General features: G+C 71.3%; 22 protein-coding genes. 8 read left to right on the top strand and 14 right to left on the bottom strand.

Translation table 11 applies throughout. The annotated features are described in order from the left end of the window. Position 1: 1 nt before the first annotated feature. On the top strand, positions 2-1096 hold the full coding sequence (locus tag Plo01_RS33605; protein WP_203894788.1) for a radical SAM protein: 1095 nt from the start codon (positions 2-4) through the stop codon (positions 1094-1096). On the opposite strand, the gene Plo01_RS33600 is transcribed toward Plo01_RS33605, so the two are convergent. From Plo01_RS33600 to Plo01_RS33575, 6 genes are all read right to left on the bottom strand, one after another. Then, positions 1034-1837 carry an ABC transporter permease gene (locus Plo01_RS33600; RefSeq protein ID WP_203894787.1) on the bottom strand — a complete coding sequence of 268 codons (804 nt, stop codon included), beginning with the start codon at positions 1835-1837 and terminating at the stop codon, positions 1034-1036. The genes Plo01_RS33605 and Plo01_RS33600 overlap by 63 nt on opposite strands. After that, a complete protein-coding gene (locus tag Plo01_RS33595; protein ID WP_203894786.1) occupies positions 1834-2805 on the bottom strand; it encodes an ATP-binding cassette domain-containing protein in 972 nt (323 codons plus the stop codon). Before Plo01_RS33595 ends, Plo01_RS33600 begins: the two co-directional genes overlap by 4 nt. Positions 2806-2910: 105 nt before the next feature. Next, positions 2911-3459 carry an EXLDI protein gene (locus Plo01_RS33590; RefSeq protein ID WP_203894785.1) on the bottom strand — a complete coding sequence of 183 codons (549 nt, stop codon included), beginning with the start codon at positions 3457-3459 and terminating at the stop codon, positions 2911-2913. A gap of 81 nt (positions 3460-3540) precedes the next feature. Beyond that, positions 3541-4209 (bottom strand): TetR/AcrR family transcriptional regulator, encoded by a 669-nt coding sequence (locus tag Plo01_RS33585; protein ID WP_203894784.1) that lies wholly within the window; start codon positions 4207-4209, stop codon positions 3541-3543. A 9-nt stretch (positions 4210-4218) separates the two neighbouring features. Further along, positions 4219-6105 (bottom strand): sugar phosphate isomerase/epimerase and 4-hydroxyphenylpyruvate domain-containing protein, encoded by a 1887-nt coding sequence (locus Plo01_RS33580; RefSeq protein ID WP_203894783.1) that lies wholly within the window; start codon positions 6103-6105, stop codon positions 4219-4221. 79 nt (positions 6106-6184) lie between these two features. After that, positions 6185-7039 (bottom strand): shikimate dehydrogenase, encoded by an 855-nt coding sequence (locus Plo01_RS33575; protein WP_203894782.1) that lies wholly within the window; start codon positions 7037-7039, stop codon positions 6185-6187. Between the two features lie 257 nt (positions 7040-7296). Between Plo01_RS33575 and Plo01_RS33570 the strand changes: the two genes are divergently transcribed. Then, the gene (locus Plo01_RS33570) at positions 7297-8649 is read left to right on the top strand and encodes an MFS transporter (protein WP_239317580.1); all 1353 of its coding nucleotides are present in this window, start codon (positions 7297-7299) and stop codon (positions 8647-8649) included. Between the two features lie 58 nt (positions 8650-8707). Here the strand turns inward: Plo01_RS33570 and Plo01_RS33565 are convergent, their stop codons facing one another. The 3 genes from Plo01_RS33565 to Plo01_RS33555 form a co-directional block, all read right to left on the bottom strand. After that, positions 8708-9832: a Kelch repeat-containing protein gene (locus Plo01_RS33565; protein ID WP_203894781.1), complete on the bottom strand. Its 1125-nt coding sequence runs from the start codon at positions 9830-9832 to the stop codon at positions 8708-8710. A gap of 34 nt (positions 9833-9866) precedes the next feature. After that, the gene (locus tag Plo01_RS33560) at positions 9867-10658 is read right to left on the bottom strand and encodes a class I SAM-dependent methyltransferase (protein ID WP_203894780.1); all 792 of its coding nucleotides are present in this window, start codon (positions 10656-10658) and stop codon (positions 9867-9869) included. A gap of 137 nt (positions 10659-10795) precedes the next feature. Further along, on the bottom strand, positions 10796-11953 hold the full coding sequence (locus Plo01_RS33555; RefSeq protein ID WP_203894779.1) for a hypothetical protein: 1158 nt from the start codon (positions 11951-11953) through the stop codon (positions 10796-10798). Between the two features lie 131 nt (positions 11954-12084). Between Plo01_RS33555 and Plo01_RS33550 the strand changes: the two genes are divergently transcribed. The 3 genes from Plo01_RS33550 (at position 12085) to Plo01_RS33540 (ending at position 13255) form a co-directional block, all read left to right on the top strand. Further along, positions 12085-12597, top strand: coding sequence for an NUDIX hydrolase (locus Plo01_RS33550; RefSeq protein ID WP_203894778.1), 513 nt, complete (start codon positions 12085-12087; stop codon positions 12595-12597). Between the two features lie 150 nt (positions 12598-12747). Further along, positions 12748-12957 carry a hypothetical protein gene (locus Plo01_RS33545; protein ID WP_203894777.1) on the top strand — a complete coding sequence of 70 codons (210 nt, stop codon included), beginning with the start codon at positions 12748-12750 and terminating at the stop codon, positions 12955-12957. Position 12958: 1 nt separating this feature from the next. After that, a complete protein-coding gene (locus Plo01_RS33540) occupies positions 12959-13255 on the top strand; it encodes a DUF2795 domain-containing protein (RefSeq protein ID WP_203894776.1) in 297 nt (98 codons plus the stop codon). Between the two features lie 15 nt (positions 13256-13270). On the opposite strand, the gene Plo01_RS33535 is transcribed toward Plo01_RS33540, so the two are convergent. The 5 genes from Plo01_RS33535 to Plo01_RS33515 all read right to left on the bottom strand — a co-directional run bounded on the left by Plo01_RS33535 (position 13271) and on the right by Plo01_RS33515 (position 17937). Further along, on the bottom strand, positions 13271-13729 hold the full coding sequence (locus Plo01_RS33535; RefSeq protein ID WP_203894775.1) for a carboxymuconolactone decarboxylase family protein: 459 nt from the start codon (positions 13727-13729) through the stop codon (positions 13271-13273). After that, positions 13726-14589, bottom strand: a complete 864-nt coding sequence (gene sigJ / locus Plo01_RS33530) for an RNA polymerase sigma factor SigJ (protein ID WP_239317578.1) — start codon at positions 14587-14589, stop codon at positions 13726-13728. The genes Plo01_RS33535 and sigJ overlap by 4 nt, the downstream gene beginning before the upstream one ends. 98 nt (positions 14590-14687) lie before the next feature. Then, positions 14688-15986, bottom strand: coding sequence for an aspartate aminotransferase type Ic (locus Plo01_RS33525; RefSeq protein WP_444980776.1), 1299 nt, complete (start codon positions 15984-15986; stop codon positions 14688-14690). Positions 15987-16094: 108 nt separating this feature from the next. Further along, a complete protein-coding gene (locus Plo01_RS33520; protein ID WP_203894773.1) occupies positions 16095-16835 on the bottom strand; it encodes an HNH endonuclease family protein in 741 nt (246 codons plus the stop codon). 133 nt (positions 16836-16968) lie between these two features. Next, positions 16969-17937 carry a magnesium transporter CorA family protein gene (locus tag Plo01_RS33515; protein ID WP_203894772.1) on the bottom strand — a complete coding sequence of 323 codons (969 nt, stop codon included), beginning with the start codon at positions 17935-17937 and terminating at the stop codon, positions 16969-16971. 132 nt (positions 17938-18069) lie between these two features. On the opposite strand from Plo01_RS33515, the gene Plo01_RS33510 reads away from it, so the two are divergent. The 3 genes from Plo01_RS33510 to Plo01_RS33500 all read left to right on the top strand — a co-directional run bounded on the left by Plo01_RS33510 (position 18070) and on the right by Plo01_RS33500 (position 22306). Beyond that, positions 18070-18543, top strand: coding sequence for a hypothetical protein (locus tag Plo01_RS33510; RefSeq protein ID WP_203894771.1), 474 nt, complete (start codon positions 18070-18072; stop codon positions 18541-18543). A 175-nt stretch (positions 18544-18718) separates the two neighbouring features. Next, positions 18719-19927 (top strand): MFS transporter, encoded by a 1209-nt coding sequence (locus Plo01_RS33505; protein WP_239317576.1) that lies wholly within the window; start codon positions 18719-18721, stop codon positions 19925-19927. A 105-nt stretch (positions 19928-20032) separates the two neighbouring features. Beyond that, on the top strand, positions 20033-22306 hold the full coding sequence (locus Plo01_RS33500; RefSeq protein ID WP_203894770.1) for an MMPL family transporter: 2274 nt from the start codon (positions 20033-20035) through the stop codon (positions 22304-22306). The last annotated feature ends 27 nt before the right edge of the window (positions 22307-22333 follow it).

Raw genomic sequence — 22333 nt, 5'->3', positions numbered from 1 at the left:
CATGCCGACGTTCACGTGCCCGGCCGCCTGCTCGGACTGTGGAACGTTCTCAAGCCCCCAGGAGCGCACCAGCCTGGAACGCGCGCAGATCATCGCGGCCATCGACGAGGCGAAGGAGCTGGGCTTCGTCAACGTCGTGTTCACGGGCGGCGAAGCCACGCTGCGCTGGCCGGACCTGCTCGCCGGGATCTCCCACGCGCGGCGGCTCGGCTTCCCGGTGCGGCTGGTCACCAACGCCCATTGGGCGAGAACCCCCGAGGCCGCGCGGAGGAAGATCGCGGCCCTGATGGACGCCGGGCTGTCGGAGATCAATTACAGCACCGGAGACGAGCACACGCGCTTCGTCCCGATCGAACGCGTCGCGTACGCGGTCGTCGCCGCCTGCGAACGGGAGCTCCCCGTGCACGTCATGGTCGAGCTGAAACGGGGCAGCACCGTCACCCGCGACCGGCTGCTCCGGCACGAGGTGCTGGACGGGCTCACCGATCGGCAGCGTGCGGCCCTGTCGGTGAAGACCAGCCCGTGGATGCCCCTGAGCCCGTACCGGTTCCACGACTACGACGCGGGGGTGACCGCCAACGAGGGAAACCTCTCGACACACGGCGGATGCACCAGCGTCCTGCAGACGTACACCGTGCAGGCCGACGGCCGGATCGGCGCGTGCTGCGGGATCGGCCTGCGCACCATCACCGAGCTGAACGTCGGCCATGCCCGCGAGGCGTCGCCGCTGCGGCACGCGATCGAGGAGTCCGAGCAGGACTTCCTGAAACTGTGGATCCACTACGAGGGCCCGCTCCGGGTGCTGGCCTGGGCGGCCTCCCACGACCCCGCCATCACCTGGCAGGATCTCTACGCCCATCACTGCCAGGCGTGCCAGCGCCTGTACCACGACGACGCCGTACGCGCCGTCATCCGCACGCACTGGAGGGAGGTCGTCGGCCAAGTGATCCACACCGCGTGGTTCCAGGAGGTCTACGGGCCGGACAGGCTCAGGTCTCCGGCTGAGGACGCGCCCGGGGTCCGACGCACGCCGTCACCGGCTGACGGCTCTCTTGTACAGGCGGATGGCCAGGGGCACGAAGACGATCAGGAGTAGTGCCGACCAGAGCAGCGCCGCCGGGACCGCGTGCCGGAGGGGCCAGGTTCCGGGTGCGGGCATGGCCGCCGAGGTGTTGCCGAAGAGCTCGCGGGCGGCCTGGACGACCACGGAGACCGGGTTCCATTCGGCGACGGCCCGCAGCGGCGCCGGCAGGCGGGTGGTGTCGACGAAGGCGTTGGACAGGAAGATCAGCGGCATGGACAGGGTGGTGGCGAGGTTGTTGAAGACCTCGGGCCTGCGCAGAGCCAGCGCGACCGTCGCGGTCACCCACGAGAACGCGTAGGCGAACAGCAGCAGCAGGAGGAAGCCCAGCACGGCCTCCTGCGGCGCCGTGTGGACGCGCCAGCCGACGACCAGCCCGACCAGGCTCATCGCGACGATGCTGGTCACGTTCATGAGGATGTCGCCGGCGGTCTGGCCGACCAGCACCGCCGAGGGGGCCATGGGCAGCGTGCGGAACCGGTCGAAGATGCCCTTCTGCAGGTCCTGGGTGAGGGTGTAGCCGGTGATCTGCCCGCTCATCACGATCACCTGGACGAAGATCCCCGGGATCAGGTACTCCCCGTACGACATGCCCGGCAGCTCGATCATGCTGCCGAAGACGTAGGCGAACAGCAGCACGACCACGACCGGGAGCGTGATCACGCCGCCCAGCAGGTCCGGCGCCCGCTTGATCTTGAGCACGTTGCGCCTGGTGATCGTCATTCCGTCGGCGAGGGTCATCCGCAGGGCGTTCACCGGCCGTCCTCCTCGGTGGTGACGAGCTCGTCGGCCCGGTGTCCGGTGAGGGTCAGGAACACCTCGTCCAGCGTCGGCCGGCGCAGTCCCGCGTCGCGTACGGCGACGCGCTCGGCGGCCAGGCGGCCCAGGGCCGTGACGAGCGCGGCCGTGCCGTCGCCGACCGGGATCGTCAGCCGCAGCGCGGCGCCGTCGGCCTTCATCTCCCCCGTCGCCAGGGGAGCCAGCGCGCGTCGTGCGGCGTCCAGGTCCGCGGCGCCGTTCACGGCCAGCTCGATGCAGTCGCCGCCGATCCGGTCCTTGAGCTCGTCGGCGGTGCCGAGCGCGATCACGCGGCCGTGGTCGATGACGGCGACGGCGTCGGCGAGGCGGTCGGCCTCCTCCAGGTACTGGGTGGTGAGCAGCACGGTGGTGCCGCCGGCGACGAGCTCGGAGACGACCTCCCACATGCCTGCGCGGGCTCGCGGGTCGAGGCCGGTGGTGGGCTCGTCGAGGAAGAGCACCGGCGGCTCGGCGACCAGCGCCCCGGCCAGGTCGAGGCGGCGGCGCATGCCGCCGGAGTAGCCCCGCACGGGACGGTCGGCCGCCTCGGTCAGGTCGAAGCGCTCCAGCAGTTCACGGGCGCGCTGCCTGCTGCGTCCGGTGCCGAGGTGGTAGAGGCGGCCGACCATCTCCAGGTTCTCGGCGCCGGTGAGATGGTCGTCGACGGCGGCGTACTGGCCGGAGGCGCCGATGCGGGCGCGGAGCCGGGGCGCGTCGGCGACGACGTCGAACCCGGCGACCGTGGCCCGGCCGGCGTCCGGCTTCAGGAGGGTGGTCAGGATCCGTACGGTCGTGGTCTTCCCTGCGCCGTTGGGGCCGAGCAGGCCGAGCACGGTGCCCTCGGGGACGGAGAGATCCACCCCGTCGAGGGCGACCACGTCGCCGTACTTCTTGACCAGCCCCTCGGCTGTGATGGCGGGGGACATGCAGCCTTCTCCCGGTTGGTTTCAGAGGGTGATGGGATGTTTTCGGGCATGACGGGATGGCGGGCGGTCGCCTGCCGACCGTCCGGGCGTGTTCAGCTGATGGAGTTAGATGTCGAGGTCTTCCACGGCGGGACGCTCGGCGAGGTGGGCGATCAGGTCGTAGAGCTCGTCCGGGATCCTGCCGCGCAGCTCCTCGAAGGTCTCCACGACCTCGAGCGCGGCCTCACCCTGGACGAAACCCCAGCTGGAGTCGGCCAGGCCGAGATAGGTCCGCAGCGCGTCGCGGGAGAAGAGGTTCTCCAGCCAGTTGCCCGGCCCCGCGGTCACGCTGTCCGGCCAGTCGGGCGAGCGGTCCACATGCAGGACGTACTTGCCTTTGCGGGAGCGGTACACCCGGAACATCTCGACCCGGCTGCCCACCGTGCGTCCCCACTCGCCGAGCAGCACCCCCTGGAAGCGCTGCTTGCGGACCGCGGCGCCCTGGCCGACCTTCACGACGATCTCGTCGTAGCCCTCCTGACGGCCCTCCTCCATCTCGACGTAGCGCCGCAGCGCCATGCTGATCGCCGCCGACAACTTGCCCCCGGCGAGCTCCTGCGCCCGGTTGAACAGCGGCAGGTCCTCGTCGGAGACGTAGATCGTTTTATTGGGCATCGCCATCCTTATCACGTATACGTATAAGGCTACGTATATGCGATGGGCGCGACAAGCCCCTGAATGTCTTGGTTTACGGGCTTACCGCGCGTCCCGGTCCGGAGAACCCGCTCCGCGCAGGTAGGCCACCACCATCTCGCCCACCGTCCGGCGCAGCCGGGCGCGGTGCTCCGGCGCGGTCATGTCGCGGCCGAACAGGGCGCCGAAGGTGTGCTGGTTGGCCACGCGGAAGAAGCAGAACGAGCTGATCATCATGTGCACGTCGATCGCGTCGGCCTCCGTGACGAAGTCGCCGCTCGCCGTACCGGCGTCCAGGATGCGCCCGATGAGGTCCAGCACCGGCGTGCCGAGGTTGGCCAGCACCTCGGACTTGCGGATGTGCTCGGCCCGGTGGATGTTCTCGATCGCGACGAGCTTGATGAACTCACGGTGCGCGTCGTGGTGGTCGAAGGTGAGCTCGGCCAGCGTGCGGATGGCCTCGACCGGGGCCAGGTGCTCCACGTCGACCAGCCGCTCGGCCTTCCGGACCTCGGTGTAGGCCTTCTCCAGGACCGCGATGTAGAGCTGTTCCTTGCTGCCGAAGTAGTAGTAGATCATGCGCTTGGTGGTGCGCATGAGCTCGGCGATCTCGTCCACGCGCGCCCCGGCGTACCCGCGCCGCGCGAACTCCCGCTGGGCGACCTCGAGGATCTCCGCCCGGGTGCGGTCGGCGTCACGCTGCCGTTCCGCGGCGGCGGGCTGAGAGGTCATTCGTCCATCTTAGTGAGCATGTGCATGCTGGACGGCGAGCCGGACGGGGGCGTTGACGGCGCCGTAGCCGTGGTAGCCGCCCACCCGCTGGACGATCTCGAAGAAGACGCGCCCCACGGTGATCGTGTAGAGGTGCAGGAACTCGCCGTCCTCGTCCCTGTCGTACAGCACGCCCAGCTCGCGGAGCTCGCGGAGCTCGCGGAGGGCCGGATCGACGCCGTGGCGGGCCTCCAGGTCGTCGTAGTAGTTGCCGGGGATCGGCAGCAGCAGGTCCGGGCGCGCGGCGCGGAGCCTGCGGGCGACCGCCAGGATGTCGTCGCAGGCCAGGGCGATGTGCTGGGAGGGGATCTGCCCGGCGCCCACCTGGGCGACGTTGAGCACCATCCGCGGGTCGCCGCCGGGTCCGGTCATCGCCTTGCTGCGCAGCAGGCCGTACGGGTCGGCGAATTCGAGGCTCTCCTGCGGGGTGAGGCCCAGGACGCTGCGGTAGAACAGCTCGGCCTCGTCGAAGTAGTGCCAGGGCTGGGCGAGCGCGATGTGGTCGAGGTGGGTGATCTCTCCCGCCGCCGGCTCGCCCGGGGAGAAGTCCTCGCGCCAGTTGTACGGCTGCGCCGTACGGCAGAAGAAGATCTGCGTGCCGTCGGGGGCGGCGATCGCGTCCAGCGGCGCCTCCCGCGGCGCGCGTTCACGCGGCAGCACCGGCGCGAGCAACGACTCGGCGCGCTTGACGGCGTCGGCGGGGTTGGGGCTCTCCAGCCCGATCGCGGTCAGAGCGGTCGAAGTGACCGGCGCGACCCGAGCGACCGGAGCAGTCGGCGCGACCCGGGTAGCCGGCGCGGTCGAAGCGGCCGGCGCGGCCGGTGCGGGTGGAGCGGCCGGTGCGGGTGGAGCGGCCGGTGCGGGTGGAGCGGCCGGTGCGGATTCCTCGCCCGTGCGGTTCAGGAGCAGCCGGGCCCGGCCCTGCTCCCACAGCTCCACGGGTTTGCTGCCGTGGGTCCCGGAGCGGGTGAACCCCAGGGCGGCGAGCAGGTCGCGCAGCCCGGCCGGGTCCTTCTCGGTGGCCAGCTCGGCGAAGGCGAAGCCGGTGGTCGCCTCGGCGGGGTGGGCCGAGCCCTCCAGGGCGACCAGCGACCGCATCGCGTCCATGGCGGTCCGGTACGCGTCGGCCTGCCGGAAGTGGTCGTTGAACACCTCCAGCGACAGCGGCCCGGCGTACCCGGCGTTCCGCACGTGGGAGAGGAGCCCGGCCACGTCGAAGCTCCCCTGGCCCGGGAAGCAGCGGTAGTGGCGGCTCCACTGCAGCACGTCCATGGCCAGCAGCGGCGCGTCGGCCAGCTGGAGGAAGAAGATCTTCTCGCCCGGGATCGCCTCGATGCCGATCGGGTCGGAGCCGCGCGAGAGGATGTGGAAGCTGTCCAGGCAGACCCCGAGGTCCGGGTGGTCGGCCATCCGCACGATCCGCCAGGAGTGCAGGTACTCGTTCACGTGCCGGCCCCAGGCCAGCGCCTCGTAGGCGATGCGGATGCCGTGCCCGGCCGCCCGCTCGGCCAGCAGCCGCAGCTGCTCCGCGGCGAGATCGTCGTCGTCGACGGCCCGCGGTGAGACGTTGGAGCAGACCAGCAGCAGGCCGGCGCCGAGCCGCTCCATGATCTGGAACTTGCGCTCCGCCCGGCGCAGGTCCAGCTCCGGCATGGCCTCGAAGTCGCGGAACGGCTGGTACATCTCGACGGACAGGCCGAGGTCCGCGGCGCGCAGCCGTATCTCCTCCGGCGGCAGGGGACAGGTCAGCAGGTCGTTCTCGAAGATCTCCACACCGTCGAACCCGGCGGCGGCGATCGCCTCCAGCTTCTCGGTCAGCGTGCCGCTCACCGACACGGTGGCGATGGACTTGCGCATGGACCCTCCTTCTGGGGAGCTGGGAATCCGGGCGGCTCACGGGCTCAAGCGGCTCACGGGCTCAAGCAGCTCAAGCGGCTCAGGCGGCGACCAGGTCGACCAGGTGATCGAGCATCCGCTCCGCGTCCGGCGTGCGGCCGGTGAACAGGCGGAAGGCGTGCGCGGCCTGGAAGACGGCCATGCCGCCGCCGTCCAGCGTCCGGCAGCCGAGCGCGCGGGCCTGCCTGAGCAGCTCGGTCTCCAGCGGCCGGTAGACGATGTCGGCCACCCAGAGGCGGTGGTGGAGCAGCCCGGCCGGGAACGGCAGGCCCGGGTGGTGCTCCATCCCGACGGGTGTGGCGTGGACCAGGCCGTCGGCGTCCGCGAGCAACCGGGGCAGATCGTCCCGGGCCGCGCGGCGGGCCCGTCCGGTCCCGAACCGGTCTCCCAGCCCGGTCGCGAGCCGGGCCGCGCGCTCCGGGTCGGCGTCGACCACGGTGAGCCGGTCGGCCCCCAGGGTGAGGAGCGCGTGGGCCACGGCCGCGCCCGCGCCTCCCGCGCCGAGCTGGACGACCCGGCGCGTCGGCGCGTCCGGCAGGCCGCGCGCGAAGGATTCCGCGAAGCCGGTCCAGTCGGTGTTGTGGCCGACGGCCCGGTCGCCGTCGAAGACCACGGTGTTGACCGCGCCGAGCGTGGCCGCGTCGGCCGAGAGCTCGTCCAGGTGGGGGATGACGGTCTGCTTGCACGGGTGGGTGACGTTCAGCCCGTCGTAGCCCATGCGGCGTGCCGTACGGACCAGTTCGCCCATGTCCTCGCCCAGCACGTCGGTGTCGAGCAGCCGGTACACGTAGGGCAGCCCGTGGTGGACGGCCTCGTTCTCGTGCAGCGCCGGGCTGAGTGACGTCGCTATGCCGGAACCGATCAGCCCGATCAGGTATGACGTCGCCGGTTTCATCGGTTCTCCTCCAGCGGGTGAGCCGGACGGGGCTCGGGACGGGGTCCGTCGGGGACCGGGGCGGGGGACATCACCCTCCTAATGTACGAACCAGTGAGTTAGTTATAGGCCATGCCGTCCGGCGCGTGAAGAGCTCTTGACAGGCGTCCCAGGCCACCGCACCATTGCAGCCACGTTAATTAACTATCTAGTTCGTAACATGAATCCGGCCGGGGGGTTGCCGGTCATCGACGCGGCCACAGACCTAAGGAGCGATCGTGTCCGACTCTCCACAGGCCCCCCACCGGGGCACACCGCGCAAGGCGGCCGTCGCCGCCTGGATCGGCAGCGCGCTGGAGTACTACGACTTCTTCATCTACGGAAGCGCCGCCGCCCTGATCTTCTCCAAGGTCTTCTTCGACGCCTCCGACCCGGCCACCGCGACCCTCCAGTCCCTGGCCACCTTCGGGGTCGCCTACGCGGCCCGGCCGGTCGGCGCCTTCTTCCTCGGCCACGTCGGCGACCGGTTCGGCCGCAAGAAGATCATGGTGTTCACGTTGATCCTGATGGGAGTGTCCACCTTCCTCATCGGCTGCCTGCCCACCCGCGAGCAGGTCGGCGGCCTCGCCCCGGTGCTGCTGGTGATCCTGCGCGTCATGCAGGGCCTGTCGGCCGCCGGCGAGCAGGCCAGCGCCAACTCCATGACCCTGGAGCACGCCCCGGAGAACCGCCGCGGCTACTACACCAGCTTCACCCTCAACGGCACGCAGTTCGGCCAGATCCTGGCCACCCTGGTCTTCATCCCCGTCGCCGCCCTCCCCGAGGAGCAGCTGCTGAGCTGGGGCTGGCGGGTGCCGTTCTGGCTCAGCGTCGCCGTCGCCGTGGCGGGCTGGGTCATCCGGCGCAAGCTCGACGAGACCCCCGCCTTCGAGCAGGAGGTCGCCCAGGGCACCGTACCGAAGCTCCCGCTGGCCGACCTCTTCCGCGACCACTGGCGCAGCGTGCTCCGGGTGGTGTGCGCCGCCCTGATCGCCACGGTCAGCACCATCTTCACCGTCTGGGCGCTCAACTACGCCACCGGCGACGCCGTCGGCCTGGACAAGGCCACCATGCTCTGGGTCAGCACCGCCGCCAACGCCGTCGCCCTCCTGGCGCTGCCGCTCTGGGCGACCCTGTCGGACCGCATCGGCCGCAAACCCGTCTTCCTCATCGGCGCCGTCGGCAGCCCGATCATGATCTTCTTCTACCTGGCGGCCATCAACTCCGAGAACTACCTCCTGATCTTCCTGGTCGGGATCCTCACCCTCGGCGTCGTCTACAGCGCCTCCAACGGCATCTGGCCGTCGCTGTACGGCGAGATGTTCAGCACCCGGGTCCGGCTGTCCGGCATGGCGATCGGCACCCAGATCGGCTTCGCCATCGCCGGCTTCGCGGTGGCCACCGCCGCCGGGATCGTCACCCCGCAGGGCTGGCTGGGCCTGCAGGGCTGGGTCGGCGTCGCGATCTTCACCGCCATCCTGTGCGCGATCAGCGCCGTCGCCGTCGCCACCGCCCGGGAGACCCACCGCGTCCCCACCGCCGACCTCGGTCGCCCCACCGGCAAGGACCGCCTCGAGCTGACCCCGCAGTGAGGTGAGCCCTCCGCCGGACTCGGAACCCGCGGCACCTCGGTGACCCGCCGGCCGATTCCTAGGGGGTGACCTGCCAGCCGAGGGCGGGACCGCCGCAGGGGGTGCCGCCCCAGATGAGAAGGGACGTCCCCGTCCAGACGGCGGGCGCCGTACCGCAGCGGGGGTCGACGTCGTTCCGGCCCACCTCCACCGTCTCGGTCGCGAGCACGTAGCGGTGGATGCCGGACGAGGTCAGCGCGAGCGGTCCGTCGGGTGTCCAGAACAGCGAGTGATCACTGTTCTGTCCGGGCGCAGCGGGGCGGATCGGGCCGGACATGCCGTCGACGGGCGGGACGGTCTTCCACACGTGACTCTCCTCGGCCAGTTGGGGATGGTGGTGGTAATCCACGTTGATCCTGGAGAAGGCGCTGCCGTCCCGGTCCTCCGTCAGGGTCCATACGACGGCGCCGTCGAAGGTCGCGCCCAGGCCGACGAGCCGGCCGCGCGTCCGGACCTCGTCCAGGATCCCGTCGACGACCTCGCCCTCCTCGTCGCGATAGATGATCGCGGCTTCGACGTAGTGATCGCCTACCAGACTGGTGGCGACGATGTTCTCGTCCGCCGCGATCACGTCGTAGACGTTCCCGTTCGTGGGGACGGCGCGCCACCGGTCGGCGGCCAGGTCGTAGAGGAGGACCGCGGCGCCGGAGGCGATCGCGACATATCCGGGGACGGCCGCCGCCCGGGCGTCGAGCCAGGAGGGCCGGTGCGGCGGCCGGGAGATGGCGCGCCAGACGCCGGTGGCGGGGTTGTAGGCGGCGCCGTCGAAGCGGGGGGCGGTGCGGATTCGGGTAGGCGTGGCCGTACCGCCCCAGATGATCATCTCCTGGCCGGTCCAGACGGCCGAGTGGTGGCTGCGCGGCTGAAGCGGGGCGGCGGGCAGGCGCGTCCAGGTTTTGCGGGCCGGGTCGTAGGCGGCGCCGTCGCCGAAGGTGCGACGGCCGTCGTCGCCACCCCAGATGATCATCTGGGTCCCGGTCCAGACGGCCGAGTGGTGGCTGCGCGGGGCGAGCCCGGCCTCCGGGAGCGGGCCGATCCGGCGGGGCTGGAAGCTGTCGGGCCCGGCGAGGAGCCGAGGCGTGAGGAGTCCCGCGGCCAGGGCGAGCACGACGCTCAGCGTGACGAACCAGCCCCGGCGGCCCATGGGGAAACGGTACCCGGGGATGTCGGCGGCCGGATCAGGATTTGCGGGCGAAGACGTAGATGACCGACAGATCGAAGGCGTCCGGCCCGGTGAGGCGGTCCTCGGCCCGGCGGATGTACCTCGCCTCGAACGCGGCGCGCTCGTCCGCGTCGAGCGAGGCGACCTCCGGATAGTGCGGGCTCGCCGCGTGCATGCGCCAGAACTCCGCCGCGCTCTTGGCCGGACGGCGGATCGTGTCGGACACCACGCGGTCGAGGACGAACCCCGCCGCCCCGAGCGCCCGGCGGCTCTGCTCCTCCCCGCCCATCTCGGCCATCGGGTCGGTGAGGGCCAGCCCGGACTCCGCGGCGCACTCGCGGAACAGCCGGGCGGCGGGAGGAGAGCCGGCCCGTATGGCCGAGAAGCCCAGCAGGCCGCCCGGCTCCAGCACCCGGTGCCAGGCCGCCAGCGCCGGAGCCGCCCGCATGTAGAAGATCCCCGCGCAGCACAGGACGGCGTCGAACGACCCGGGCTCGAAGCCGTCCAGCCGGGTCGCGTCGGCCCTGGTGTAGGTCACGTTGTCCGGTCCGTCCTCGCCCAGGAGCCGCTCGGCCTCCCGCAACATCCCGGCCGAGACGTCCGCGCCGACCACCCGGCCCGCCGGGCCGACCGCCCGGGCCGCGGCCAGCGCCACCAGCCCGGTGCCCGTCGCCACGTCCAGCACCCGGCCGCCCGGGGCGAGCCCGGCCAGCTCCACCAGCCGCTCGGCGTGGGTGACGTGCCAGTCCAGGTCCGCGTACCCGGCGGCCCGCCCGTCGAAGTACGTCTCCACCTCGCTGCGATTCATTCGATCATCCTGCCGGACGGACGGCCCCGGCGCGTGGGCGTCGAAACGGCCGACAGGCGGGAAGCGCACGCCGGGTCGAGCGTGGAGGAGGAGAACGAGCCGGGCGTGAACGCCGAGCCGCCGGTCTCCTTCTGCGATCATTCCGGCGACAGGGCGTGGCGGTGCTTCCAGGCCAGTTCGAGGACCGCCGCGCCGGCCGCCTGCATGGGCTCGTGGTGGACGTACCGGCTCACGGAGTCGTCGTCGAACGGGATGCCCCGGGCGCCGACGACCCGCCCCTCCTCGTTCGTGGCGGTGATGTCGCCGAAGACCGCGTCGAAGGCGTCCGCCTCGATCACGGTCACCGCGAGGATGTCCGTGGCGAAGGTGAGGGGGTCCACCCCCATCCCCAGGACGAAGGAGCGCAGCCGGCCGCTCTCCCGGGCGTCCGTCAACTCCCGGTAGAGGGGCCAGGTCTCGTAGTCGAAGGCGTCGCCGTACGCCTCCGGCCGCCCGAGGAACTCCTCGGCGTACTCGCGCACCGCGCACTTCCACAGGTCGAAGTCGGCGGCCTCCGCGTGGGGCGTCTCCTCGGCGGGCTGGAACACCCCCACCGGCATGACCTGGTAGAGCCCTCCGCCGTGCGCGACCCGTGCGGGGTCGCGCCAGTGGAGCACGAAGGTCATCGCGCCGGTACGGCTGTCGCGCCGCAGCGTCAGCATGGAGACCGCGGGGAGCACCGTACGGAGGCGGAGGTCGGTGGGATCGGCGACGAGACTCCGGAAGGGGAGCTCCGCCTTCCCGGGAGACTCCCCGAGCGCCGCCCCCCGGCCCTCTCCGGCGGTCTCTCCCCGCCTCTCCCCGGTGACCTCACCGAGCAGCCGGGCCGCCGCGAACTCGTGGGCGGCGGCCTCGCCGACGTCGACCCCGTCGAAGTAGTGACCGCGGGTGAAGCCCAGCTCCGGCCACGCCACGTCGAGCAGCCGGTAGCACGTGCGGTTCTCGAACATCCCCGGCCGGTCGAGCGCCCCCATCGCCTCGGCGTAGGACCCGGCGCCCGGCGGGAGCGCGGATGCGGCCTCCTCCTCGCGGCCGGTGACCGCCGGCGCGGGAGATCGGCCGGTCCAGCGCAGGGCGATCCGGCGGAGATCGAGGGGCTCGGCCGGCGTCCAGTCCGGTCTGGTGAGCAGGTGCGTCGACCCGACCCTGGGCAGGTCCGGGTAGAGCCGGTCGGCGGCCCGCGCGAGGTCGTGCCGGTGACCGTTGAGGTGACGGCGCACCTCACGCCAGGTCTGCGGGGATCGGCGCGATCGCACGCCCTCGCTCATCGGCGGCTCCAAACCAGAAGGCGGGTTTCCTGCCCGAACCCTATGCGCCGGCCGATCGCGGCGGGCCGCCGCCGATAAGCGATCGCCGCACCGTCGCGCCCGCGCATATGCTCGCCGTCGTGCCTGAATCGATCTTCCGTCCCACCGCCAGGATCCTCCTCGTCGACGACTCCGAACGGGTCATGCTGTACCGGGGCATGGGCCCGACGAAGAACCCCGAATACGCCTGGTTCACCCCGGGCGGCGGCGTCCACCCGGGCGAGTCCCTGCCCGTGGCGGCCGCCCGCGAGCTGCGGGAGGAGACCGGGCACGACGTCTCCCCCGACGCCTTCGGCCCCGTCGTGGCCCGCAGCTCCGGCTACTGGCGCGCCGCCGACGACACGCTGTTCCGCGCCGAGGACTCCTACTTCCTGCTCCGGGTGCCCGCGCTGACCGTGGACGTCTCCGGCATGGAGGCGCTCGAACGGTCCCTGCTCGACACCTTCCGCTGGTGGACGGCCGCCGAACTCGACGCCCTCGACGAGCGCGTCATCCCGCCCGGCCTCGCCGGCCTGCTCCGCCGGTTGCTTGCCGCCGGTCCGCCGGACGAGCCGGTCGTCCTGCCCTGGCACCGCCCGGAGATCTCCCCCTAGAACCGCCCGGCGGCGGCGCCGGGCGCCGCGATCCCGGCCGTGATCGCAGGTCGGACCGGGTAAGGCTGGCGCTCTGTTGACCCCGGTGAGGGTGTGGCCGCCGGTGGTGCGGGTAGCGCACGGAGGGACGGGGGAAAGGAGTGAGGTTTCATGCCTCGTCCCGGTAGTCACTCTTATGACAAGGAACGCGCCAGGCTCCGCCAACGGCTGGAGAAACAAGGGCTGAGCGAACAGGAGCTCAAGGAACGCGTCAACAAGAGCATGCAGTCCGATCCGGACAAGCGCCCGAGGAAGGCCGGTCCCCGTGCCGAGGGCCCCAAGTCCGAACGGCCGTCCCAGGGCGGACAGGAAGGAGCGTGACATGACGCGGGCCACTGATCCCGGTCTCGTCCGGCAGGCACTGATGAGCCTGGACTACCCGGCCGACAAGCAGGAAGTGATCCAGCAGGCGACCAACGCCGGCGCGGAGGCGGCGGTCATGCGGGTGTTGTCCGCCCTGCCGCTCGGCACCTACGACAACCTCGACGAGATCCTGCGGTCGATCCCGCACCCCGACGAGGGTGAGGACATCGACGTCGGGGAGCGGGACAAGAAGGTCACGGCCGATGCCGTCGGCGGCCGCGGCCGGATCGCCGAACACCTGCGAGAGCCCCGGTAGGACTCGCGGGAAGGGTCAGGCCTGGCGGTGCGAGCCCGCGACCATGCGGGTGGTCACGCCGATCCGGTTCCACGCGTTGATCGTGGCGATCGCCACCACCAGCGCCGCCAGCGTCTCCTCGTCGTAGTGCCGGGCCGCCTCCTCCCACACCGGGTCGGGCACGGCCCCGCCCCGGTCGGCCAGGCGGGTGGCCTCCTCGGTCAGGGCGAGCGCGGCCCGCTCCGCGTCGGTGAAATACGGCGCCTCCCGCCAGGCCGCGACCGAGAAGATCCGCTCATCGCTCTCCCCGGACTTCTTCAGGTCGTGGGAGTGCATGTCCACGCAGTAACCGCAGCCGTTGATCTGGCTGGCGCGCAGCTTCACCAGTTCCACGGTGCTGTGCGGCAACCCGCTCGCGCGCAGGAACCGCTCCAGGCCCAGCATGGCCTCGTACGCCTTCGGGGCCAGTGCCGCGACGTCGATCCGCTGCTTCACCTGATTCTCCTCAGCTTCTCGGGGTTCATCACGATGCCGATCTCTGTGATCCGTCCACCGGCCACGGTGAGCCCCATCACGCCCACCAGCTCGCCCCTCTGGAAGCGCAGCAGCCCCGGCCGGCCGTTGACCGTCGACCGTCGCAGGTCGTCGGCCGCGCCGAACCGCTCGGCCACTCCGAGCAGGAACCGGGCCACCCTGTCCGCGCCGAGGATCGGCCGCCGGGCGGAGCTCACCACGCCGCCGCCGTCGCCGCGCAGCACCACGTCGGGGTCGAGCAGCTCCAGCAGGGCCTCCAGGTTCCGCCCCTCCGACGCCTCCGCGAAGGCGGCCACGACCCTGCGGTGCTCGGCCGTGTCCACGTCGAACCGGGGGGCGCGCGCCGAGACGTGCCTCCTGGCCCGGGCGGCGAGCTGGCGGCAGGCCGCGGCGGTGCGTCCCACCGCCCGGCCCACCTCGGCGAACGGGAGGCCGAACACGTCGTGCAGGACGAACGCGGTGCGCTCGGCCGGGCTGAGCGACTCCAGCACGACCAGCATGGCCATGCTCATGGACTCCGCCAGCGTCACCCGGTCGGCCGGGTCCCCGTCCGTCACGACGGGCTCGGGCAGCCACGGTCCCACGTACTTCTCCCGGCGCACGCGCGCCGAGCGGAGCACGTCCAGGGCCAGCCTGGAGACCGTGACCACCAGCCACCCGGTGACGTCGTCGATCTGGGACCGGTCGGCCCGGATCAGACGCAGCCACGCGTCCTGCACCACGTCGTCGGCCTCGTCCACGGTGCCGAGCAGCCCGTAGGCCACCCCCACCAGCCGGGGCCGGATCGCGGCGAACTCCGCTGCCAGCTCCTCGTCACTCACGCTATGGGCGTTCACGTCACAAGGACGAGACAGCCTCCCGTCGTGTGACATGGAGACGCGGGTTTTTCCGAGATCTCCACCGTCCTCCCGGGACGCCCTTACGCGGCGCCCTCCAGCAGCTTCTCGGTGGCGACCAGGCGCACGCAGACGGTGAGGCCGGTGATGGCCGCCTCGAGCTCCTCCAGGCCGGGGTAGCTCGGCGCGATGCGGATGGTGCTGTCCCGGGGGTCGTCGCCGTAGGGGTGGGTGGCCCCTGCGGGGGTCAGCGCGATGCCGGCCTCGGCCGCCCGGCGCACCACCTCGCGGGCGCACCCCTCCAGCACGTCGAGGCTGACGAAGTAGCCGCCCTGCGGGGTGGACCAGGAGGCCAGGCCGGTGCCGCCCAGCTCCTTGGCGAGGATCGTCTCCACCGCGTCGAACTTCGGCCGGAGCAGCTCCCGGTGGCGGCGCATGTGCTCCAGGACCCCGGCCTCGTCGCGGAGGAACTCCACGTGGCGGAGGTGGTTGATCTTGTCGGGGCCGATCGTGCTCTTGGCCAGGTGGCCGAGGAGCCAGGACACGTTGGCCGGGGACGAGCCGAAGAAGGAGACCCCGGCGCCGGCGAAGGTGATCTTCGAGGTGGAGCCGTAGATGAAGGGCCGGTCGGGGTTGCCGCTCTCGGCGCACAGCGCCAGCAGATCGGCGATCTCCACCGGGGTGTCGGTCAGGTGGTGGACGGCGTACGCGTTGTCCCAGAAGACCCGGAAGTCCGGGGCGGCGGTCCGCATGCCCGCCAGGCGGCGCACGGTCTCGTCGCTGTAGCAGACGCCGTCCGGGTTGCTGTACTTCGGAACGCACCAGATGCCCTTGATCTGGGCGTCCTCGGCGACCAGGCGCTCCACGACGTCCATGTCGGGCCCCTCGGCGGTCATCGGCACCGGGATGAGCTCGATCCCGAACCGCTCGCACAGGGCGAAGTGCCGGTCGTAGCCGGGGACCGGGCACAGGAAGGCGATCCGCTCCTCGTCGGCCCAGCGGCGCCCGGCGCCCGGCAGGGGGCTGAGCATCGCGTGGACGACGGAGTCGTGCATCAGCGTGAGGCTGGAGTTCCCGCCCGCGATCAGCTGCGCCGTGGGGACCTGGAGCAGGCCGCTGAAGATCTCGCGGAGCTCGGTGAGCCCGTGCAGGCCGCCGTAGTTGCGGGTGTCGGTCCCGTCGGCCGCGCGGTGGCCCCCGGCGGGCAGCGTCAGCATCCCGGCGGCGAGGTCGAGCTGGTCCGGCGAGGGCTTGCCGCGCGTGAGGTCGAGGGAGAGGCCGCGCTCGACCAGTTCGGCGTAGTCGCTTCGCGCGCGGTCACGCAGGGCGGTCAGCTCGGCGGCGCCGAGGGTCGGGGAGATGGACGGGTCCGAAGAGGTCACGGGAGTTCCTTCGCCTGCCGGATCATGGGTTGACTTGGAAGGATAGAAGACCCGCCCGGGCTGACGGACACCGGTCCGGGCGCACGGCGGCGGGGCCGGGCGCGGACGTCAGCGACACTGAGCGGTCATGACGGCCTTGTCGGCGCGGGTCACCGGAAGGTTGTACTTCAGGGCGACCTGCGCGAACCGTACGGCGTAGGCACAGCGGATCTTCCTGCGCGGCGGGAGCCACCGGGCCGGGCCCAGGCCGCCCTTGGCCTCGTTGACGTCGCCCTCCACCGGCATCAGGTTGAGCGGGTCGTTGGCGATCCGCGCCCGCTTGGCCGCCGTCCAGTGCCGGGCGCCCATCCGCCACTCGTAGGAGAGCGGGATGACGTGGTCGACCTGCACCTCGTCGGCGCGCTTCTTGCTCCAGCGGATGGTCTTCCCGGTGTAGGGGTCCCGCAGCTCCATCGCGACCACGACGCAGTCCGACCCTTTGCGGTATCTCACCCTCTCGCCGTCCCTGGCGAGCAGGTCGTCGCGGGTGCGGCAGCCGTTGCGGGCGTACGGCACGCCCCCGGCGGTGTCCGCCCAGTTCCTGCCGAACCGGGCCCGCGAGTAGCCGGACTTCGGCCCCATCGCGGCGACCCTCAGCCTGCGGATCAGTCTGACCGCCTCGGCCCTGTCCCCGGCGGAGGTGACGGGGGCCAGTCCGGGCCGCACCCCCGAGGGGTTGTCGAGGGGGGCCGCCCTCGCCGAGGTCCTGCCGGTCTCCCCCCGGACCGCCGCGCCGGTGCTCTCCCGGGTCACCAGGGAGAACAGCACCAGAGCTCCGAGCAGGGCAGCGCCCACCCCGCGTGCGCTCACCTATGCCTCCACAGGCGGTCCACAGACCCGGACAGAGGTCCGCGGACCTCGACATGACTGATTCCCGGCTTTCGCTTGGTTGACACCGGTCCGGCCTCCCGTGATCGGCCACCGGGCCGACCCCGGGCAGGCGCTATAGCCAGTCACGCTTCTTGAACATGTGGTACAGCATGAGGCTCCCGGCGACGATCAACACCGTCGAGGACCAGAAGCCGATCGGCTCGCCGGAGCCGGGGTAGGGCACGTTCTGCCCGTAGAAGCCGGTGATCAGCGTGGGGAGCGCGATGATCGCCGCCCAGCTGGTGACCTTCTTCATGATCTGGTTGAGCTTGAACCCCTGCTGGTTCTCGTGGGCCTCGCGGATGTTGCCCAGCAGTTCCCGCAGCGAGTCGGTCCACTCGGCGGCGCGCAGGGTGTGGTCGTGGACGTCCTGGTAGTACGGGATCATCGCCGGGTCGAGCACCTCTCCGCCCCGGCGGAGCAGGCTCCCGACGACCTCGCGCATCGGCATCGCCAGCCGCCGGAACCGGACCAGGTTCTTGCGCAGCTCGAAGGTCTGGCGGTGGCGGGGACGCAGGTCGTCCGGGAGGCCGTTGAAGAGCTCGTCCTCCAGGGCCTCGATCTGGTCGTCCAGCGGCTGCAGCACCTCGAAGTAGCCGTCCACGATGTGGTCGAGCAGGCCGTGCAGCAGGTACGGCACGCCGTACCTGGCCATCTCCGGGCTCGCGTCCCAGCGCCGGACCACCGCGTCGATGTCGAAGTCCGCGTTCTCCCTCACCGTGACCAGCGCGTTCTTCGTCACGAAGATCGAGAGCTCGATGAGGTCGATCTTCTGTTCCACGAGCTCGGCGGCGTAGGCGGTGATGAACAGGTGGCTGTCGTAGCTGTCCAGCTTGGGGCGCTGGCGATCGTGCAGGGCGTCCTCGACGGCCAGCTCGTGCAGGCCGAGTTCCTCACCGATCTTCGTCAGGTCCTGCTCGGTGGGCGCGCAGATGTCGAACCACACGACCGTCCCGGGTTCGCCGACGCACTCCGACACGTCGTCGATCGGGAAACTCTCCTTGACCAGGACGCCGTTGCGGTAAAGACGGGTGCGGTCCATCACGACAGACTAAATGCCCGCCATCCCGTCTCGAAACGGTTCGCATGCCGATCGTTTCCCGGCGCGTATGAATATTCCGGTTCCCTCGGGGCAGCGGAGGTTTCACGACATACACACCCGAGGTGAGTAACGATGATTGTGCTGGGGCTTCTCCTGATCGTGCTCGCGGGCGCGGCCGTGATCGCGGTCTCCTGGGACGAGACCGCCGCATCCACCGCCACCGCATCGTTCACGGTCTTCGACCGCACCTTCCAGTTCACCCAGCTGGAGTTCTTCTTCGCCGGTGTCGCCACCGGCGCGGTCTTCCTGCTCGGCCTGGCGATGCTGATGTCGGGCATGCGCCGTTCCCTCGTCCGCCGCAGGCAGGTCCGCGACTCACGGCTGGAGGCGCGTGACCGCGTCGCCCGCCTGGAGGAGGAGAAGCGCGAACTGGAGCGCAAGCTCGACGCCGCCCCCACGGCCCCCGCTCCGGCGGTGGACCGCGATCGCGACGGCGTCGACGACCGGGATGAGGACACCGGCCCGCACCCGCGGATCGACGTCCCCCGGCAGTCCAACGACCGCCTGGTGGCCGGACGGCACCAGCGCACGGCCGACACCCGGTAACCGTCCTCGGACGAAACCCCCTCGCCCTCCGCCGGTACGGATCTCATCCGTACCGGCGGAGGTTTTTCTCCCGCGAGAGTAATGATCTCCCTAAAACTCGCCAGACCCTCTAATAGTCCTAAAAATCATCTTCTATACACTCCAGAGACATGATCCATTCGAACGGCCGATAGCCGTGCTCCGCCGTACCGGATCTCACCCCTGGGGGATCGTCGCGGCCCTCGCCGTCACCTCGACGGTCGGCTACGGCGTGCTGTTCTACTCCTTCGCCGTCTTCCTCGGCCCGATGGCCCGCGACCTGCGTGCGGGCTCCGCGCAGATCACCGCCGCGCTCGCGCTGGCCATCGTGGTCAACGCCGCCGCCGCGCCGCTCGTCGGCAGGCTGCTCGACCGGTACGGCGGACGCTGGCTGATGACGGCCGGATCGGTGGTCGCCACCCTCACCGTCCTGGCCTGGTCGCGGGTGGAGAGCCTGCCCGCCCTGTACGCCGTGTTCGCGTGCATGGGGGTGGCGATGGCGCTGACCCTCTATGAGCCGGCGTTCGCCGTGGTGGTGAGCTGGTTCGACGGCAGGAGCCGGGCCACGGCGCTGCTCGCGGTGACCCTGGTGGCCGGGTTCGCCACGACGATCTTCTCGCCGCTGTCCGGGCTGCTCGACGCCTGGTACGGCTGGCGCCAGGCCCTGGTCGTGCTGGCCGTCGTCCTCGGGGTGGTCACCGTGCCGCTGCATCTGATCGTCGTCAGGCGCGGCCCGGACAACGCGCACCCGCCGAAGGCCGGGGTGGTCGGCGACGCCCTGCGCGACCCCTCGTTCTGGCTGCTGACCGGGGCGTTCGTCGCGCAGAGCGGCGGGGTCTACACCCTCGCCATGCACCTGGTCTCCTACCTGACCTCACTCGGTCATCCCGGTCCCTTCGCCTCCCTGGTGACCGGCCTGGTCGGCGTGCTCTCCGTGACCGGCCGCCTGGCCACCACCGGCCTGCAGCGGCGCTGGCCGGCCGCGACGGTCGCGGCCGTCATGTTCACCGTGCAGGCCGCGGGCGCGGCCCTGCTCCCCTTCCTCGGCGGTACGGCGGCCGGCGCGATCGCCTGCGTCCTGCTCTTCGGCATCGGGTACGGCGTGGGCACGATCGCCCGCCCGGTGCTGTTCGCCGAGCACTTCGGCACCGCCGGCTACGGCGCGATCGCGGGCGCCGCCACCCTGCCGATCGCGCTGATGACCGCGCTCGGCCCGCTGGGCGGGGCGGGGCTGGAGCAGGCCGCCGGGTACACCTCCGTGATGGTCGCGGTGGCCGTGCTGTGCGTGGTCGCCGCCGTGGCGCTGACCGTCCACCACCGCCGGGTCCGGTCCACCCCCCGGAAAACCCCTACGTCTCAAGGATGACCTTCCCTACCCTCACGGAGGGAGCCGCGACCGGTCACCGGGGACGATGTCCTCCGCCCTTTCGCCTTCTACCTTCATGAGTAAAAAATGAGCAGGGAGCAGGGAATGGCACGCCGGAGGAATATCGCCGCCGCGGTGGGCGGCTGGAGCGCGCGCCATCGCTGGTCCGCGCTGCTGATCTGGGTGGGGTTCGTCGTGGTGGCGACCCTGGCGGGCAACGCGGTCGGTACCAGGGGGATGGAGCCCTGGGAGGACGACAACGGGCAGTCGCGCAAGGCCGCGATGGTCCTGGACGCGGCCGGGTTCCCCGACGTCGCCGGGGAGACGGTGCTGGTCCAGGCCGGGGGCCCCACCGCTCCCGCCGATTTCCGGGCGGTCACGGAGGACGTCAAGGAGGCGGTGCTCGCGACCGGCCTGGTGGAGAAGGTGCGCACGCCGTACGACGCGCAGGAGCCCTCCCCGATCAGCCGGGACAGGCGTTCGGCCCTGGTGACCTTCGACATGAAGGGCGAGGGGAAGACCGCCAAGGAGCGGGTCCAGCCCGTGATCGACGCCGTGGCCGGCGTCCAGCGGGCGCATCCCTCCCTGTGGGTCGGCCAGGCGGGCAGGGCGAGCAGCGGCCTGATGGTCGGCGAGGTGCTCGACGACGACCTGATCCGGGCCGAGTTGTTGTCCATCCCGTTGACGTTCGGCATCCTGCTGGCCGCCTTCGGCGCGCTGCTGGCCGCCGTGGTCCCGCTGGTGGTGGCGTTCACCGCCTATCTCGGCTCGATCGGCCTGCTCGCGCTGACCAGCCACCTGCTGCACGTCGACTCGGCCACCACCAACCTCATGCTGCTGATCGGCCTGGCCGTCGGCGTCGACTACTCCCTGTTCTACATCCGCCGTGAGCGCGAGGAGCGGGCCAGCGGCCGCGGCAGGGAGCGGGCCCTGGAGATCGCGGCGGCGACCTCCGGCCGGGCGGTGCTGATCTCCGGCGTCACCGTGATCGTCGCCATGGCGGGCATGTTCCTGACCGGCAACGGCATCTTCATGGGCTTCGCCCAGGGCACCATCCTGGTGGTGCTGGTCGCGATGATCGGCTCGATGACCGTGCTGCCCGCGATCCTGTCCCTGATCGGCGACAAGATCGACGCCCGGGTCGTGCACGGCACCGTCCGCAGGCTCACCGGGCGCACCTGGCGACGGATCCTCGGCGGGCGCGAAGGCGGCGGGCGCGCGTGGAACGCCGTCCTCACCGCGGTGCTGCGCCGCCCGGTCGTCTCGGTCCTGCTGGCCGCGGGCCTGCTGATCGGCCTGGCGATCCCCGCCTTCGACCTGCGCACCGGCGAGCCCGGCACCTCCGACGTGCAGGGCGACCACCCGGTCGTGGAGACCTCCCGCCGGATCAAGAACGCCTTCCCCGGCAACAAGGCCCCGGCCACCATCGTGCTGAAGGCCGACGACGTGACCGCGCCGTACGTCCTCAAGGAGGTCCGGCGCCTTCGGGAGCTGGCGATCGGCACCGGCGAGGTCGATCCCGCCTTCTTCGGCGTCAGCGCGAACCCGGACAGGACCGTGGGGATCATCCGCCTCGGCCTGAAGGGCGCGGGCCCCTCCGACGAGGTCTCCGAGCACGCCGTGCGCACCCTGCGGGAGCGGGTGGTCCCGCCGACCGTCGGGCTGGTCGCCGAGACCTACGTCTACGGCAGCGTGGCCGGGGTGATGGACTTCAACGCCCAGCTCGGCAGGTCCGTGCCGCTGGTCTTCACCTTCGTCCTGCTGCTGGCCTTCGTGCTGCTGCTGGCGTCGTTCCGATCGCTGGTGGTGGCGGTGACGGCGATCGTGCTGAACCTGCTCTCGGTGGCCGCGGCGTACGGCGTGCTGGTCATGGTCTTCCAGTACGGCTGGGGCGAGAACCTGCTGAACTTCGAGTCGACCGGCTCGATCGTGAGCTGGCTGCCGCTGTTCCTGTTCGTGATCCTCTTCGGGCTCTCGATGGACTACCACGTGTTCATCCTGAGCCGGATCCGCGAGGCCTACGACCGGGGCATGCCCACCGAGCAGGCGGTGACCCACGGCATCAGGACGACCGCCGGGGTGGTGAGCAGCGCGGCGTTCATCATGGTCGGCGTGTTCGCGATCTTCGGCACGATGTCGATGCTCTCCTTCAAGGAGATGGGCATCGGCCTGGCGGCGGCCATCCTGATCGACGCCACGATCGTCCGGGCGGTCCTGCTGCCCGCGACGATGAAGCTGCTCGGCGAGGCCAACTGGTACCTGCCCCGCTGGCTCGGCTGGCTGCCGGTCCTGGAGCACGGCGCCGGCGACGATGACGACGAGGGCCCGGACGAGCCGGACGCCGTCCCCGGCGAGCGGGTGCCGGTCGCCGTCGGCTGACCCACCGGCACGAATCACTGCCGGCTG

This window comes from Planobispora longispora (assembly GCF_016863135.1).
GTDB lineage: Bacteria > Actinomycetota > Actinomycetes > Streptosporangiales > Streptosporangiaceae > Planobispora > Planobispora longispora.
Note: the sequence above shows the minus strand (reverse complement) of the source record. Positions and strands in the feature narration are given on the sequence as shown.

Coding starts and splice junctions, on each gene's coding strand:
- Plo01_RS33605 (WP_203894788.1), top strand. CDS start 2: ATGCCGACGTTCACGTGCCCGGCCGCCTGCTCGGACTGTGGAACGTTC.
- Plo01_RS33595 (WP_203894786.1), bottom strand. CDS start 2,805: ATGTCCCCCGCCATCACAGCCGAGGGGCTGGTCAAGAAGTACGGCGAC.
- Plo01_RS33590 (WP_203894785.1), bottom strand. CDS start 3,459: ATGCCCAATAAAACGATCTACGTCTCCGACGAGGACCTGCCGCTGTTC.
- Plo01_RS33585 (WP_203894784.1), bottom strand. CDS start 4,209: ATGACCTCTCAGCCCGCCGCCGCGGAACGGCAGCGTGACGCCGACCGC.
- Plo01_RS33580 (WP_203894783.1), bottom strand. CDS start 6,105: ATGCGCAAGTCCATCGCCACCGTGTCGGTGAGCGGCACGCTGACCGAG.
- Plo01_RS33575 (WP_203894782.1), bottom strand. CDS start 7,039: ATGAAACCGGCGACGTCATACCTGATCGGGCTGATCGGTTCCGGCATA.
- Plo01_RS33565 (WP_203894781.1), bottom strand. CDS start 9,832: ATGGGCCGCCGGGGCTGGTTCGTCACGCTGAGCGTCGTGCTCGCCCTG.
- Plo01_RS33560 (WP_203894780.1), bottom strand. CDS start 10,658: ATGAATCGCAGCGAGGTGGAGACGTACTTCGACGGGCGGGCCGCCGGG.
- Plo01_RS33545 (WP_203894777.1), top strand. CDS start 12,748: ATGCCTCGTCCCGGTAGTCACTCTTATGACAAGGAACGCGCCAGGCTC.
- Plo01_RS33540 (WP_203894776.1), top strand. CDS start 12,959: ATGACGCGGGCCACTGATCCCGGTCTCGTCCGGCAGGCACTGATGAGC.
- Plo01_RS33515 (WP_203894772.1), bottom strand. CDS start 17,937: ATGGACCGCACCCGTCTTTACCGCAACGGCGTCCTGGTCAAGGAGAGT.
- Plo01_RS33510 (WP_203894771.1), top strand. CDS start 18,070: ATGATTGTGCTGGGGCTTCTCCTGATCGTGCTCGCGGGCGCGGCCGTG.
- Plo01_RS33500 (WP_203894770.1), top strand. CDS start 20,033: ATGGCACGCCGGAGGAATATCGCCGCCGCGGTGGGCGGCTGGAGCGCG.